This window comes from Aureimonas sp. AU12 (assembly GCF_001463705.1).
In the GTDB taxonomy this organism is placed as follows: domain Bacteria; phylum Pseudomonadota; class Alphaproteobacteria; order Rhizobiales; family Rhizobiaceae; genus Aureimonas.
This window is the reverse complement of sequence record NZ_BBWH01000003.1, coordinates 19,985-35,457: the sequence shown is the minus strand read 5'-3', so window position 1 is coordinate 35,457 and position 15,473 is coordinate 19,985. Positions and strand designations below refer to the sequence as shown.

Annotated in this window: 12 protein-coding genes and 1 riboswitch; of the genes, 7 read left to right on the top strand and 5 right to left on the bottom strand. The window is 65.4% G+C overall.

Going from position 1 to position 15,473, the window contains the following annotated elements; all coding sequences use genetic code 11:
• The 5 genes from AUL33_RS01560 to AUL33_RS21965 form a co-directional block, all read left to right on the top strand.
• Positions 1 to 634, top strand: a 634-nt coding sequence (locus AUL33_RS01560; protein ID WP_244491862.1) for a His/Gly/Thr/Pro-type tRNA ligase C-terminal domain-containing protein, incomplete at its 5' end; no start/stop codon positions are given.
• 77 nt (positions 635 to 711) lie between these two features.
• Entirely contained in the window at positions 712 to 1,938 is a 1,227-nt protein-coding gene (locus AUL33_RS01555; protein ID WP_244491872.1) for a lipoprotein-releasing ABC transporter permease subunit, read from the top strand.
• Positions 1,935 to 2,627, top strand: coding sequence for an ABC transporter ATP-binding protein (locus AUL33_RS01550; protein WP_062202963.1), 693 nt, complete (start codon positions 1,935 to 1,937; stop codon positions 2,625 to 2,627). The genes AUL33_RS01555 and AUL33_RS01550 overlap by 4 nt, the downstream gene beginning before the upstream one ends.
• A gap of 598 nt (positions 2,628 to 3,225) precedes the next feature.
• Positions 3,226 to 6,699, top strand: a complete 3,474-nt coding sequence (gene dnaE / locus AUL33_RS01545; RefSeq protein WP_062202961.1) for a DNA polymerase III subunit alpha — start codon at positions 3,226 to 3,228, stop codon at positions 6,697 to 6,699.
• 43 nt (positions 6,700 to 6,742) lie between these two features.
• Positions 6,743 to 6,907 carry a hypothetical protein gene (locus AUL33_RS21965; RefSeq protein ID WP_156419227.1) on the top strand — a complete coding sequence of 55 codons (165 nt, stop codon included), beginning with the start codon at positions 6,743 to 6,745 and terminating at the stop codon, positions 6,905 to 6,907.
• Positions 6,908 to 7,154: 247 nt separating this feature from the next.
• Here the strand turns inward: AUL33_RS21965 and AUL33_RS01540 are convergent, their stop codons facing one another.
• Complete coding sequence (locus AUL33_RS01540; protein WP_062202959.1) at positions 7,155 to 8,180, bottom strand: zinc-dependent alcohol dehydrogenase family protein; 1,026 nt, start codon at positions 8,178 to 8,180, stop codon at positions 7,155 to 7,157.
• 982 nt (positions 8,181 to 9,162) lie between these two features.
• Between AUL33_RS01540 and AUL33_RS21960 the strand changes: the two genes are divergently transcribed.
• Positions 9,163 to 9,405: a hypothetical protein gene (locus AUL33_RS21960; RefSeq protein WP_156419226.1), complete on the top strand. Its 243-nt coding sequence runs from the start codon at positions 9,163 to 9,165 to the stop codon at positions 9,403 to 9,405.
• 658 nt (positions 9,406 to 10,063) lie between these two features.
• Positions 10,064 to 10,237, top strand: coding sequence for a hypothetical protein (locus AUL33_RS21955; RefSeq protein ID WP_156419225.1), 174 nt, complete (start codon positions 10,064 to 10,066; stop codon positions 10,235 to 10,237).
• 119 nt (positions 10,238 to 10,356) lie between these two features.
• On the opposite strand, the gene AUL33_RS01535 is transcribed toward AUL33_RS21955, so the two are convergent.
• From AUL33_RS01535 to AUL33_RS01520, 4 genes are all read right to left on the bottom strand, one after another.
• Positions 10,357 to 11,376, bottom strand: a complete 1,020-nt coding sequence (locus AUL33_RS01535; protein ID WP_062202957.1) for an iron ABC transporter permease — start codon at positions 11,374 to 11,376, stop codon at positions 10,357 to 10,359.
• Entirely contained in the window at positions 11,373 to 12,335 is a 963-nt protein-coding gene (locus AUL33_RS01530; RefSeq protein ID WP_062202977.1) for an ABC transporter substrate-binding protein, read from the bottom strand. The genes AUL33_RS01535 and AUL33_RS01530 overlap by 4 nt, the downstream gene beginning before the upstream one ends.
• A gap of 21 nt (positions 12,336 to 12,356) precedes the next feature.
• The gene (locus AUL33_RS01525; protein WP_244491855.1) at positions 12,357 to 13,175 is read right to left on the bottom strand and encodes an ABC transporter ATP-binding protein; all 819 of its coding nucleotides are present in this window, start codon (positions 13,173 to 13,175) and stop codon (positions 12,357 to 12,359) included.
• A 295-nt stretch (positions 13,176 to 13,470) separates the two neighbouring features.
• Positions 13,471 to 13,747, bottom strand: a riboswitch (cobalamin riboswitch).
• A 50-nt stretch (positions 13,748 to 13,797) separates the two neighbouring features.
• A complete protein-coding gene (locus AUL33_RS01520; protein WP_062202955.1) occupies positions 13,798 to 15,009 on the bottom strand; it encodes a metallochaperone AztD in 1,212 nt (403 codons plus the stop codon).
• Between the last annotated feature and the right edge of the window lie 464 nt (positions 15,010 to 15,473).

The following is a 15,473-nucleotide window of genomic DNA, read 5'->3' as shown; positions in this document are numbered from 1 at the left end:
GGCGGTTCCCGCCGAGGGCGTCGATTTCGCCGATGCCGCATCGCTGGCCGGCATCGTCGAGCAGTGGACGACGCCGTATGCCGCCACCGAAGAGATGCACGACACCGCCGCCTGGGACGCAGTTCCCGAGGGTGAGCGCGTAGCGGCGCGCGGCATCGAGGTCGGGCACATCTTCCACTTCGGCACGAAGTATTCCGAGCCGATGAAGGCATTTGTGACCGGCCCCGACGGCAAGGAAACGCCGGTCTTCATGGGCTCCTACGGGATCGGTCCCTCCCGCCTGATCGCCGCGATCATCGAGGCGTCGCACGACGAGGCCGGGATCATCTGGCCGAAGGGTGTCGCGCCGTTCGACATCGGCCTCGTCAACATGAAGCCGGGTGATGCCGATTGCGACGCACTGTGCGAGCGACTGTATGCCGAGATGCAGGCGGCAGGGCATGACGTGCTCTACGACGATCAGGACACCCGCGCCGGCGCCAAGTTCGCCTCGATGGACCTGATTGGGCTGCCGGTTCAGGTCATCGTCGGGCCGCGCGGCGCCAAGGCCGGCGAGGTCGAGATCAAGAACCGCGCCGGCGGCGAGCGCGAGACGATCGCGGCGGACGACGTGATGCGCCGGTTGGCCGCGTGACGAGCATCAGCGCCCTCGAGACTGGCCCGCGCGCAATCGCGTCGAAGGCAACGCGGCCGTTCTCGCGGTTCGAGTGGATGATCGCGGGGCGCTATTTGCGCTCGCGCCGGCGCGATGCCGGCGTCTCCGTCATCGCCGGCTTCTCGTTTCTTGGCATTATGCTGGGCGTCGCCGCGCTCATCATCGTCATGTCGGTGATGAACGGGTTCCGCGCCGAGTTGCTGACGCGGATCCTCGGCGTCAACGGCCATGTCATCATGCAGCCGATCGACCGGCCGCTGACCGATTTCGACGCCGTGGCGACGAAGGTCGCCAGCGTTCCCGGCGTGTCCTACACGATGCCGCTGGTGCAGGGGCAGGTGCTGGCCACCGGCGCCAACTCGGCCTCGACCGGCGCACTGGTGAAGGGCGTGCGCGGTGGCGATCTCGCCAAGCTGAAGCCCGTGGCAGACAACATCCGCCAAGGCACAATCGCCAATTTCGACACGAGCCAGGGTGTCGCGATCGGCAGCCGTCTGGCCGAGCAGCTCGGCATCGGGCTCGGTGATTCCATCACGCTGGTCTCGCCCGAAGGAGATGTGACCCCGCTCGGCGTGACGCCGCGCGTGAAGGCCTATCCGGTCGTCGCGATCTTCGAGATCGGCCTCTCCGAATACGATGCCGCCTATGTCTATATGCCGCTGTCGGAGGCCCAGCTCTTCTTCAATTCGGAGAACCAAGTCCAGTCGATCGAGATCTTCGTCAACGATCCCGATCAGGTCATGGCGATGCAGGGCGCCATCGAGCAATCCGCCGAGCGGCCGAACTACACGATCACCTGGCAGCGCCAGAACGAGAGCTTCTTCTCGGCGCTGGAGGTCGAGCGGAACGTGATGTTCATCATCCTGACGCTCATCGTCCTCGTCGCCGCCCTCAACATCATCTCCGGTCTCTTCATGCTGGTGAAGGACAAGGGGCGTGATATCGCGATCATGCGAACGATGGGCGCGACGCGCGGCTCGATCATGCGCGTCTTCCTCATCACCGGCGCCTCGATCGGCATCGCCGGCACGCTGGCGGGCTTCGCGCTCGGCACGCTCTTCTGCCTGAACATCGAGAATCTTCGGCAGTTCTTTTCCTGGGTGTCGGGCACGACGCTGTTCAATCCCGAGTTCTATTTCCTCAGCAAGCTGCCAGCCGAGATCGACGCCAGCGAAGTCGCGACCGTCGTGCTGATGGCGATCGGGTTGTCGTTCCTCGCGACGATCCTGCCATCCTGGCAGGCGTCCAAGCTGGATCCCGTCGAGGCGCTTCGATACGAATGACCGACACAACGGCACTGCGGCTCGATCAGGTCGAGCGACACTACGTTCAGGGCAAATCCCGCCTCATCATTCTCGATCATGCCGACATGCAGATCGCCGCCGGCGAGATGGTCGCGCTGGTCGCCCCGTCCGGGGCCGGCAAGTCGACCTTGCTGCACATCGCCGGGCTACTCGAGAAGCCGGATGGGGGCGATGTCGTGGTCAACGGCGCGTCGTGCGGCGCGCTCGACGACAGCGGCCGCACGGAGATGCGCCGCAACACGATCGGCTTCGTCTACCAGTTCCATCATCTCCTGCCTGAGTTCTCGGCGCTCGAGAACGTCATGCTGCCGCAGATGATCCGCGGGCTGACGCACAAGGTGGCGGCGGAGCGGGCGCGTGAACTGCTCGACTACATGCGGCTCGCCAAGCGGGCGGCACACCGTCCGTCCGAACTCTCGGGCGGCGAGCAGCAGCGGGTCGCGATTGCTCGCGCGGTGGCCAACAATCCCTATGTTCTGCTGGCCGACGAGCCGACGGGCAATCTCGATCCGACGACGGCGAGCTACGTCTTCGACGCGATGACCGCGCTCGTTCGCCAATCCGGCGTCGCGGCGCTGATCGCCACGCACAACCACGACCTCGCCAAGCGGATGGACCGCGCGGTGACATTGCGCGACGGCAAGATCGTCGACCACGTCGTTGCCTGAACCGATGGCGGTCGCTGGCTCGGCGACTGTCTCCCGCGATGTTACGCCGACCGGCCTCTCGCACGCCGATGGACGAAAGCGTGCAACGCCGCGTTGACCGCGGCGGGTTCGTGATTGCTGCAAGGATGCGTCGCCGCCAGCATTAGGTGACGCCGCTCGCCGGGAAGCACGCGGTCTCGATACACCGAGGTTCGATGCGGTCCCGAGCGGCGATGGCGAGCTTCTTTCACACATCAGCAACCAATCGTACCTGTTTCGTTCTTCTCGTCTTGACGGTTTAATGTCGGGAGAACATAAAAGGAACATAGGAACGAAAAGGGAACGACATGTTGATCCTGAAGGAAGTTGCCTCGCTCACCGCCATCTCGGCCTTCGTCATGGCCTTCGCCCTGTTTGTCCAACTCGTCTGAGACAGGTGGGGACGGCCGCGCCGCGAAGGGTCGCAGGTCGAACCTCCCGCTGGACTCCGGTGGACGAAATGGGCCACTGACCTCGCTGCCGTCGAAAGGTGCCCGGGTCGTTGGCTTGCGATCTCGAAGACCGAGGGCGACGTCATGGTTTGCCGAGCAGCGGCCATGCGAATTGCGAGGATGTCGTTATGGCCGAAGAGACCATCTCCCAGATCAAGCCGACGCGATTCGTGCATCTGCGTGTTCACAGCGCGTTCTCGCTGCTCGAAGGAGCGCTGCGGGTCGACCAGATCGTCAAGTTCGCCAAGGCGGACTCGGCACCCGCCATCGGCATCGCCGACACCAACAACCTCTTCGGAGCGCTTGAGTTTTCCGAAAAGGCCGCCAAGTCCGGGATCCAGCCGATCATCGGCTGCCAGCTCGAGGTCGACTTCGCCGATGCCGAGGTCAACCCGCGCGACCGCTCAGGCTTCGGCTCGGCCGCGCCGCTGGTCTTCATCGCGGCGACGGACAAGGGCTACGAGAACCTCGTCGAGCTCGTGTCGCTCGCTTATCTCGGTCATGACGGAAACGCCCGGCCGCATCTCCTCGTATCCTGGCTGAAGGAGCGGGCCGAAGGCGTCATCGTCCTCAGTGGTGGTCCGCTCGGCCCCATCGGTTCGGCCATCGCGGCGGGGCAGGCCGGTCTGGCGCGGAGCCGGCTGGAGATGCTGGCCAGTTTCTACGGCGATCGGCTCTATGTCGAACTGCAGCGTCAGGAGGGGCGCGGTCGTCGCACGGAAGCCGAGACGGTGGCTATGGCCTACGAACTCGGTCTGCCGCTGGTGGCGACCAACGAACCCTTCTTCTTCTGCGAAGCGGATTTCGATGCTCACGACGCGCTGATCGCGGTGGCCGCCAACCGGCTCGTCAGCCAGGAGGATCGTCGCCGCCTGACGCGGGACCATTGCCTGAAGTCGCAGGACGCGATGGTGGAGCTTTTTGCGGATCTGCCGGAAGCGCTGGAGAACACGATCGAGATCGCGCGGCGTTGTTCGACGCGCGTTCGCACCCGCAAGCCGATCCTGCCGCGCTTTGCAGGCGCCGATGCCGACCCGGCCGAGGCCGAGTTCGCCGAGGCCGCGGAACTGCGCCGACAGGCGGAAGAGGGGCTGGAGGCGCGTCTCGCGTTCCATGGTCCGGCGCCCGGCCAGACCGTGGAGATCTATCGCGAGCGGCTGGCCTTCGAGCTTGGCGTCATCGAGCGCATGAAGTTTCCCGGCTACTTCCTCATCGTCGCCGACTTCATCAAATGGGCGAAGGCGCAGGGCATTCCTGTCGGTCCCGGGCGAGGATCGGGCGCGGGTTCACTCGTCGCCTATTCGCTGACGATCACCGATCTCGACCCCCTGCGCTTCGCTCTTCTCTTCGAGCGCTTTCTCAACCCAGACCGCGTGTCGATGCCCGACTTCGATATCGACTTCTGCCAGGAGCGGCGTGAGGAGGTGATCCGCTACGTCCAGACCAAGTATGGTCGCGAGCAGGTCGCCCAGATCATCACCTTCGGTTCGATGCAGGCCCGCGCCGTGCTGCGCGACGTCGGGCGCGTGCTCGAGATGAGCTACGGCCATGTCGACAAGCTCTGCAAGCTGGTGCCGCAGAACCCGGCCAACCCGGTGACGCTGGCACAGGCGCTGGAGGACGAACCACGGCTGCAGGAGGAGCGACAGAAGGAAGAGGTCGTCGACCGGCTGTTGACGATCGCGCTGAAGCTTGAAGGGCTCTACCGCCACGCCTCGACCCACGCGGCCGGCATCGTGATCGGCGATCGGCCGCTCTCGAAGCTCGTGCCGATGTACCGCGATCCGCGCTCCGATATGCCGGTGACCCAGTTCAACATGAAGTGGGTCGAGCAGGCCGGATTGGTGAAGTTCGACTTCCTCGGCCTGAAGACCCTGACGACGCTGAAGACCGCCGTCGATCTCATCGCAAGGCGCGGCATAGACATCGACCTCGGCGCGCTGCCGCTCGACGACAAGCCATCCTACGAGATGATGACGCGCGGCGAGACGGTCGGCGTGTTCCAGGTGGAATCGGTCGGCATGCGCAAGGCGCTGATCGGCATGCGGCCCGACTGTTTCGAGGACATCATTGCCCTCGTCGCGCTCTATCGCCCGGGCCCGATGGAGAACATCCCGGTCTACAACGCCCGCAAGCACAAGGAAGAAGAAGTCGAGATCATCCACCCGAAGATCGAGCCGATCCTTCGGGAGACGCAGGGCGTGATCGTCTATCAGGAGCAGGTGATGCAGATCGCCCAGGTCCTGTCCGGCTACACACTCGGCGAAGCCGATCTCCTGCGCCGCGCCATGGGCAAGAAGATCCGTGCCGAGATGGACGTGCAGCGCGTCCGTTTTGTCGACGGATGTGTGACGAACGGCATCGGCAAGGCGCAGTCCAACACGATCTTCGACCTGCTGGCGAAGTTCGCCGACTACGGCTTCAACAAGAGCCACGCGGCGGCCTACGCGCTCGTCGCCTACCAGACGGCCTACCTCAAGGCGAACCACCCGGTCGAGTTTCTCGCCGCATCGATGACCCTCGACACCGGCAACACCGACAAGCTCAACGACTTCCGGCTCGACGCCAAGCGACTCGGCATCGAGGTCGTGCCGCCCTCGGTCCAGGTCTCGCATCGGTCCTTCGAGGTCCAGAACGGGCGCATCCTCTACGCGCTGGCCGCGATCAAGGGCGTCGGGCAGCAGGCGGTGGACCATATCGTCGAGCGGCGGGTGGAGGGTGGCGAGTTCAAGAGTCTCGAGGATTTCTGCGCCCGGATCGATCCGAAGATCGTCAACAAGCGCACGCTCGAACATCTGATCTCGGCCGGGGCGCTCGATGGCTTCGGCCACGACCGCGCGCGGCTGTGCGGCAATCTCGACCGGCTGGCCTCCTATGCGCTATTGGCACATGAGGGGCGCACGTCCGGCCAGCACGACATGTTCGGCGGTGCCGGCGCGGCGGTGGAGCCCTTGCGGCTGAACGAGACGCCGGGCTGGACCAGCGCCGGCAAGCTTCTGCGCGAGTTCCAGGCGATCGGCTTCTATCTGTCGGCGCATCCGCTCGACGAATACAAGGCGGCGCTCAAGCGATTGAAGGTGCAAAGCTTTGCCGAAGTCGTGGCCGGGGTCCGCAAGGGTCAGTCGGCCGGGCGTCTCGCCGGCACCGTGACCTCGCGTCAGGAGCGCAAGACACGCACGGGCGGCAAGATCGGTATCGTGCAACTGTCCGATGCCACCGGTCAGTACGAGGTTGTGCTCTTCACCGAAACGCTCATCGCCTTCCGCGACATGCTGGAGCCCGGTGCTTCGGTGATCGTCACGGTGTCGGCCGAAGACCGGCCCGAAGGCATCTCGCTGCGCGCCTCGCAGGTCCAGTCGCTGGAGGTCGAGGCCGAGAAGATGCAGCGAGGCCTTCGCATCTTCATGCGGGACGCCAAGCCCTTCAACGCCTTCCGCAGTCAGTTGCGCGATGGGGGCGACAGCGACATCTCACTCATTCTCGTGCGTGCGGACGGCGAACGCGAGGTCGAGATCGCGCTTCCCGGCAAGTTCCGGGTCTCGCCGCAGATGGCCAGCGCCATCAAGGCCGCTCCCGGCGTTCTGAGTGTCGAACTCGTCTGAGGTCGGGCGTCGGCAGCTTAGGCCAACCTTTTAAAGGCATCCCATGGCAGACGAGACGCGCCCTCCGGGCCAGGCGGAAACGGTCCAGGAAAAATCCGCCCGGCTCCGGGCGGCGCGCCTCGACGCCGAGAAGGCCAAGGACCAGCGGATCGAGCGCGCGAACCGCAAGGCGGCTGCCAGACGCAAGGTGCTCGGCGACGAGCGTTGAACGGACGTACGCGACGTTCGGGTCACGCAGTTCCAGAACACTTGGAACAGAGAACCTGTTGGGTGCCGAGGAGGGTGCGAACGGTATTCGGTTCAAGCCAGGCAGTGCGAGGCCACGACGGTTCGTGGCTCTTCCGTTCTGCCGATGGACATCCGACCCGTCCTTGTTTGCCACACGATCGCCCGGGACGATCCGGCCCAGTTAAGGGATGGAATCGTGCCGAGCATCCATCTCTCGCGCCGAGACGTCAGAGGTCCGGTATGACCATCGACCGGATTTCGCCCGGCGGAGCCGACCCGGAAATCGCGCTCACGGCCTCGTCGAGGGTGATCCTTCGAGAGATCAGGGGCGCGACGTCGATCGCGCCGCTTGCAATCAGGGCGGCGGCTCGGCGGTGGGTGAACGGGTTCACGAATGAACTGAGGAACCGGATCTCGCGGAACAGGAGGTCGAACGGTTCGATCTCGACCTTCGTGCCCTGGGGGAGGACGCCGAGGATCAGGACGGTTCCGCCACGGCGCGTGAGTCTAGGCGCCTGCTCGACGGTTTCCCGAACCCCTACGGCCTCGATCACCTTCTCCGCGCCGCCCGGAAGCAGTCCGTTCTCGCCGCAGATCTGCGTCTCGAGATCGCCTGCGGTCGGATCGACGCTCGCTGTCGCCCCGATCCGTTCGCCGAGGGCGCGCTTCTCGGCGCTGCGCGTGACGAGGATGACATCCGTCGCGCCGGCGAGCTTGGCGAGCTGGACGACCAGCAGGCCGATGAGGCCACCGCCGAGAACCACGACGGAGTCGCCCGGCCGGATCTTTGCAATGTCGATGCCGTGGATGCAGCAGGCCAGCGGCTCGCAGAACGCGCCTTGGACGAGATCGAGGGCGTCGGGCAGCTGGTGTGCCTGCGACTGCGGAACGATCACGTAATCGGCGAAGCCGCCGTCCCGGTGGATGCCGATGGCCTGGAGGTTGCGGCACAGGTTGATCCGCCCACGATGACACTCCGGGCAGAGGCCGCACGCGATGTTCGGATCGCCCGTGACCTTCAGGCCGGGCTCGAAGCCCACGACCCGCGAGCCGACCGCTTCGACGACGCCCGCGAATTCATGGCCGAGCGTCACGGGAGGTCGCGACGGAAACTCTCCGTGGAAGAGGTGCCGATCGGTGCCACAAATGCCGCAGGCTGCGACCTTCACGAGCAGGTCCTCGGGCCCCGGAACGGGTTTCGGCATTTCGCGCAGGGACAGGCTGCCGATGGCCTCCAGGCGAACCGATCTCATTGGCGTCTCTCCCATTCCCCATCTCCCCGCATGTTGACGCGACCGTCAAGTCTGCAGCGAACCGCAAGGCCTGCGGTTGCCCTGCCCATCGAGACGATGGCACGACGCGTGTCGTGAAGATTGATGGGGCGGTCTTGTCGGGAGCAAGCGGAAAGTTCGTCTGAAGCGTTTCGGAGGCGAACCGGTGTTCCAGTTCCGTAGATCGCGTGTGCGGCCGGTGGGGCCTGATCGTCTTTTAGAGAAGACGCACATGGCCACTCACGAATGCGACGAAGCGAGAAGGGCCCTTCTGATGGCCGAGCCCGACCGTTCGAGAATGTAGTCTCTCGTACGAAGCTCCGATCCGAAAAACTTGTAGACTGTCCCTGACACAACCAATCACCGATTCGGCACTGTCATTCGGCGTGCAATTTTTTCGAATGCCGTTTGACATGAGGTTCCGGGCCGGGGGCGCGGTGACGGCGACGCTCTGTGCGGAAGCCGGCCTGTCGGTGCCTCTTATCGAGGAGGATGACGACCTTCCGCTGGACGCGGTTCCCCACGCCCCTTCCAACGAGGTTCTGCTCAAGTATTGCAATGCCGGTGTGACGAGTTCGGTACGCACGACCTGTCGATTGACACCCTCGCGCCGAATTTCGACGACGGTGAATCCACCGCGGCGATCGAATGTCTTCCAGGTGCACCTCCATGCATCTCGCAGCGCTTTAAGGACAGCGCCGATGCTCGGGGCTGACGGCCCATCGAAGCGCTAAGGCTCGTCCGCCACGATCGGAGCGGGAATGCTGGGCACCGTCAGTCGATGTCACAGACGTTCATACCGTGCTTCGTGCGGGCCAGCGGTCGACTTCTCGCGGCCACGCGTGCCAGGAGGATCGTCCGCGAGACCAGCGGTTTGCGGGTGAAGGCGGAGTACCGTTCCCCCGAAAGCGAACTCCGTCCGGCGGTGATCCGCACCCGAACGCTGTTCCGGACCTGAGGCACAGTGCAGACACCGGCTCTCCTGCGTCGTTCAGGCCTCCGCAAACATATTGGCGACAGCCTCCGCTTCCATCCGATGCTCAAGGCGGTCGCCGAATTGTCCGACATCGTGAACGAACCGGGCGATCTCGATCCCGTCCACCAGATCACCGAGTTCGAACAGCGCCTCGGCATCGGCTGCTCGATCAGTCGCCGACCCATGCTGAGGATGGCATTGGCGGGACGAGAGCTTTCCCCCAGTTCGTGAAGCAAAACGAGTCACGCCTCGACCTCTACGACGTACAGACCGCGGGTGGACATGCGTCCGGGAGAACGCTTCCCTTCTGCCGCGATCTCCTTGTCCGGGTGCGCCATGACGAAGCCGACCGACACGATTTCGTGGAAGAATTGAGGACGCTTGCATGGGTTCCCTTTGCGGCTCGTGCGATAGCCGTCTATCCGTGCGTGCCCGACTATCCCGTCCTCCGCTCGCTCGCTGCACTTGACCGGCTTCCCGCGCGCTTAGACGCAGGCGACGGTTGCCTCACATCGGTGCATGTCTTTCGTCCTGTCCGATGGGCCGGAACCCGTCAAGATGCCGGGTCCTCCGCGCGGGCGGGCATGATCGATCCCGCGGAGCCAAACGGCTCCTGTCAAAGGCGACGCCGGCGCCCGTCGTGTTCGCGCTTGCGGCACTCGCACTGGACTTCCTCCTCCGCGCCTTTCGATTCATGAAGGCCGTCCCTGATGTCCTTGCTCGCACACTGGACGCGATCTCGGCCATCGGATCCGCTCAATCTTCTGTCGCTGGGACTGGTGTCGACTGCGCTTTGCCTGCCCGAGAGCCTCGACGTCATCAATGCCTGGACCAGCCTCGGCGGCGGAGCGCATGGGATGAAACCGTTCATGGCCTTTGCGTTCGGCACATGGGGATGCTCGTCCCGAGCTTGCCGGGCGACTTCGGCGCCTACGAGTTCTTCGGCGCGCAGGGGTTTTCGCTTGCCGGCGTCGAACCCTCGCCCGCGGCGATGACCCGTCGCCCGTCGCAGCTCATTCTCTTGCCTCCGACCATCGTGTCCGATGCCGTCTGGCTTCTCTGAACACCACGCGCGGCTCGTTCACTGGCGGCTTCCTGAGGCGTTGAGTTGGGTCGTTCTTTTCTCGGCTTGCGCCGCTGACAGCGGGCTTCGCTGGCGGTGCCGTTCCCCCCGCATCTCGTTTACTTGCGGAGGATGACGGCCAGAACGAACAGGGCGCCTGCGGCGGATGTGACGATGCCGACGGGGAGTTCCTGGGGCGCCAGCACGACGCGGCTGGCGAGATCGCTGACGAGGAGCAGGATGGCGCCGAGAAGTGCGGACGTCGCAACGAGCGCGCCGTGACGCACGCCGACAAGAGCCCGCGCCAGATGCGGCACCATCAGGCCGACGAAGCCGATCACGCCGGAGAGGGCGACCAAGGACGCGGTGGCCAGTGCAGCCAGGGCGAAGACGAGGAGGCGCAATCGTCCCACGTCGACCCCGAGAGAGGTCGCGGTCTCTTCGCCGCCGAGCAAAGCGTCCAACCTGTATCGGAGCGCCAGTCCGGTGGCGACCGCGAGCGTCGCCCCGAAGACGCCGATCGGCAGATTGTTCCAGCTTGCGAGACCGAGGCCGCCCGCCGTCCAGAACAGCACGGAATAGGCCGCCCTCTGATCGCCGGCGAAGACCATCCAGGTGGTCAGCGCGCCGAAAAGGAACGAGACGGCCAGCCCTGCGATCACCAGCCGTTCCGGCCCCCGGCCGTCCTGCCGGGCCATCAGCGTCAGCACCGCTGCCGCGGATACGAGCGCCCCGACAAAGGCTGCGGCGGGAAGCGTCCAGATGCCGAGCCTGTCGCCAAAGACGGTGATGACCGACACCGCTCCGGCGGCTGCTCCGGAGGAGAGACCGAACAGGAAGGGATCCGCGAGGTCGTTGCGGGTCGTCGTCTGGAGCAGCACTCCGACGATGGCAAGGCCCGCGCCGACGCAGATGGCCAGGAGGACGCGTGGCAGCCGCAGGTCGAGGACGATGCGGGCGACCGGCCCGGAAACGCCATCGCCGATTCCGAGCGCTCCCATCAGGACCCGCAGGACGTCTCGCGGATCCAGAGGCGTGGAGCCGAAGGCAATCCCGACGATCGCGAGGGCCAGCAGAAGGCTTCCCCCGGCGAGCCACAGAAGCGCCAGGAAACCGGGTTGCGCCGCGAACGGCTTCATTGCGCCGCGAGGTCGGCGGGATGCAGGGCCTTGGCCAGAGCCTCGATTGCCTCGATATTGGCAGGCCCGGGCGTGATCTGTTCGTAGCGGAGCGGCAGGAACCGCTCGTTCTTCACGGCGTCCGTGTCCTTCATCGCCGGATGGTGCTTCAGAAAGTCGAGGAGCTTGTTGTATCCGCCGCCGTCCTGGTAATCGAGGAGGACGAGGAACTGCGGGTTCCGGACTGCCACGTCCTCCCAGGACGTCGTGCCCCAGCTCATCTCCATGTCGCCGAGAACGTTGGTTCCGCCGGCCGCTTCGATAAGGGCCGTCGGCATCGCGAACTTGCCGGCGGTGAACGGCTTGTCCTCACCGGAATCATAGAGGAACACGGAGACCGGCGCCTTGCCCTTCATCGCCTTGGCCACCGAGGCGACACGAGCCTTCCAACCCTCGACCAACGCCTTCGCCTCGCTGCTCTTGCCGAAGATCGTGCCGAGCGCGAGTTCGTCGGTATAGAGGAGGTCCATCGAGGCGCGGGGTCGGGCTTTGTCGACCTGGGCGCAGCTCTCGGTGAGGACGTAGGTCTCGATGCCCTTCGCCGCAAGCGTATCGGGCGTCACCTCGCCGCCGGGCTTCATCCCGTAGTACCAGCCGGCAAGGAAGAAGTCGGCATCGGCCGCGATGAGGGTCTCCATCCCCGGATACTTCGGAGCCAATTCGGGAAGAGCGCCCTTGGCTGCGTCAAAGGCCGGCGTCGTCTTGTACCAGCCGGTGACGCCGGTCACACCCGCCATATGCGGCTGGAGACCCAGCGCGAAGGCCATCTCGCTCATGTTGAGATCGTGGATGACGGCGCGGCTCGGCGCTTTGTCGAAGGTCAGGGTGCGGCCGCAATTCTCGACTGTCACGGGAAAGGCGATCGCCGGCACGGCGTGAGCGAGCGGTGCCAGAAGGGCGAAGAGGTGCAGGACGCGCATGGCGGACTCCAAGGGTCGAGTTCAGGCGGCGGGCGTGTCGAATACGAGAAGCGGACGGCCCGTCGCCGGGTTGGTGAAAGGGAAGCAGTCCATGGCGAAAACGCTGCGAACGGTCGAAGCGGACAGCGCGCTCTCGGGATCGCCGTGCGCGACGATGCGTCCGGCTTGAAGGACGGCGACGCGATCGGCGAAGGGCGTGACGAGCGCGAGATCGTGCAGGACGGCGACCACGGTGATGCCGAGGCCGCGGGCGAGATCCAGGATGTCGGCGCGGGCGCGGGGATCGAGATGGTTGGTGGGCTCGTCGAGGATGAGGATGGCGGGCTCCTGAGCGATGGCACGGGCGATGGCAGCACGCTGACGCTCGCCGCCAGACAGGGTCGCGAGCCGGCGTGTGCCGAGCCCGTCGAGACCCACCCGCGTACAGGCTTGCGCCACGATGACGGCGTGTCGAGCGTCCGCGCACCGGCCGCGATGGGGAATTCGCCCGAGGCCGACATAGTCGGCGACGGTCAGCCTGCCGTCGGGCAGATCGCTCTGGCCCACCACCGCGATCGAGCGGCCGCGATCGGACAGCAGGATTTGTGTCAGGTCACGCCCGTCGATCACGACCGATCCGGCACTTGGGCGGATCCGCCCGAAGAGAAGGCGCAGCAGCGAGGTCTTGCCGGCGCCGTTCGGGCCGACGATCGCCAGCCGCTCGCCGGGGGCGACATCGAGATCGATCCCGCACAGGAGGGCGCGGCCATCCCGCGTGACGAGGTCGACCGAGGCGACGGCGATCCGGCCTGCTTCCGCGGTCGGGCACGTGGTGGTCCGCTCTCGCGCTGGAAAGGGCAACGGGCCGGAACGATCGCGGCTCCCCAGCGAACGGCTCGGCGAGGATAGCGGCGAACGGGCAGCGGAACAGGCAGATCGCATCATGGCGGCACCTCGGGACATGGCGTGCGAAATTGGCCAAGCCATCGGACGCGCGGATGGGCGTCTTTCGGCTCAGCGGGCGCGACGGATCGTTCGGACGTGCCTAAAAGCGCGCGCGATCCCGGCAGGGTGGCAACGAGGAGAAGAACTCGGCACGGATGTGCCTTCGAAGAGCCGTCATGGGCATCCTTTCCGAGCATCCCCGCTCGAGACATGGGATCGATCGCTGGACGGCAGGTCTCCTGGCTCGCGGGTGGTCGCGCCGATCATCTGCCTTCCCACGATGACCCGAGGGCTCTCGCAGTGGCATGGCGCCGGGGTGACCCGGCGGCCCACCGCAACGCCTTGCCAGCGTCACGGGGATGATCGGCATCCGCTTACAGTTGCGGGGGCAGCCACGGTTTCGGCCCCGATTGGGTCGTCCTCACCGTGTTCCCTTTTAATCCCCCGGGGCTCGTCGCCACGGGGAAACCGTCGCATCCTGCTTACGCGGCACGATGCGACGTCGTCAATGACCAGTCGGACGCTGTTCGAAGCGTCTTCAGTGAACGGCGCCCGATCCTCCGACCGAGACGATCGTGTAGGGCGTTCCCCCGACCGGGATCGTGCGATCTTCGGCGAGCGTATCCGTAGAGATCATCCGCACCAAGCCGTGGCGCGGATCGGTCAACGCCACGTGATCGCCGGCCACCGCCAGCCGCGGACGCGGGTCACGCCAGTGACCGTCCATCGAATAGGGCTCCGTCACCCGAGCGCTCCGGGTGATCGCACCCGAAAGGACATCGAGGACGTGAAGGTTGCCATCCTCGGTCAGGATGTAGGCATTGCGAGCCGTGGCCGGATCGAGCGCGAAGTCGACGCGGCGGGTGGGCAGTTCGACCTTGCGGAACACCTCATCGGCGCCGGGTTCGATCAGCACCACGGCAGAGGGGCCGTAATTGCCGAGAAAGAATTGCATCGACTTGCCGCCCTTGAGGGTCGAAACGTTGCCGTCGCCGAGATCGGTGGTCGTGACATGCGTGAGGACAGGCGGTTCCGATGACTTGCCGGGCGTCGCGACCACGATGCCGTCCTTGCAGCCGAAGGCAAAGGTCCGTGCCGACTGCGCCTGCCCGTGGACACCGGGGCAGGCGATGGTCTCGCCGATCTGCCGGCCGTCGCGGTCGACCACCTTGAGGCCAACTCGCGGCTTCTCGGGATCGCTGTCCGGCACCGAGACCACCACGAAATTCCCCATCGGCGCGGCGAGCCCGTGATGGGCGGCGCCCGGCTTCAGGATACCGAGATCCAGCTTGTCTTCTAGGAGTTCACTCTCCCGAAACAGCGTGACGTCGCCGGTGCCGTCGTCGAACAGAGCGATCGATCCGGACCCCTCGACGATATGGGCGGGCGTCGTGCCCGACAGGACCGTGGGGAGAAGCTTGGCGTCCGTCACCGTCAGGTCCGAATGCTCGCCATGATCCTCCACTGAGATGCCCGTTGCGATCGCCGCGACCTTTCCCGCATCGCCCTGGACGGCAAATACCGTCCGGCCGCTGTCGCTTCGACTGAGCGATGGGGTCCGATCGAGCCGGAACGTCCCGACGGCATCGCCGGTCTTCGCGTCGTGGGCCCGCACCACCCCTTCGGCATGGTCGCCGACGAACAGGCGCCATTGCGTATCGGGCTTCGGATCGCCTTCGGCCCATGCCAGGGCAGGGGGAAAGGTCACGAGTGCCGCGAGTGCGAGTGTCAGGCGGGAACGGGATGTCATCCGTTATCTCCGGTTGGATGAATGGTGGTGCACGGTCGATCGATCAGGGCCCGGCGAACGGCCGGCGTGTCAGGCAGCCTGTCGTGACCGAGCGGAGTGCTTTTTGCGTCGCAAGGTGAAGACAGTCGGCATGGGTGCTCCGGCTTCGATGTGGCAGGCATCATGCTGGAAGCGGATCGCGGTCCGATGCGACGTTTGGGCGACGATGTTGACGATCACCGCGATACTCCTGGCCGCCGTTGCGGTTGGCGACAGGCCGATCCGGATGATCGTCTCGGCACGGCCGAGGACGCTCGAAACGAGAGCATGGGTAGGCGATCCACGACGGGCTCCTGCGTCAACCGATAGCAAACAGCTTGTAATGTTATTTTATAACATTACAAGCCCTCGCATTGTCGATCACATCGGGCGTCCGGTTCGCGCCGGCAGATCGGCACCGCACCCGACCCGCGCTTCAAATCTCA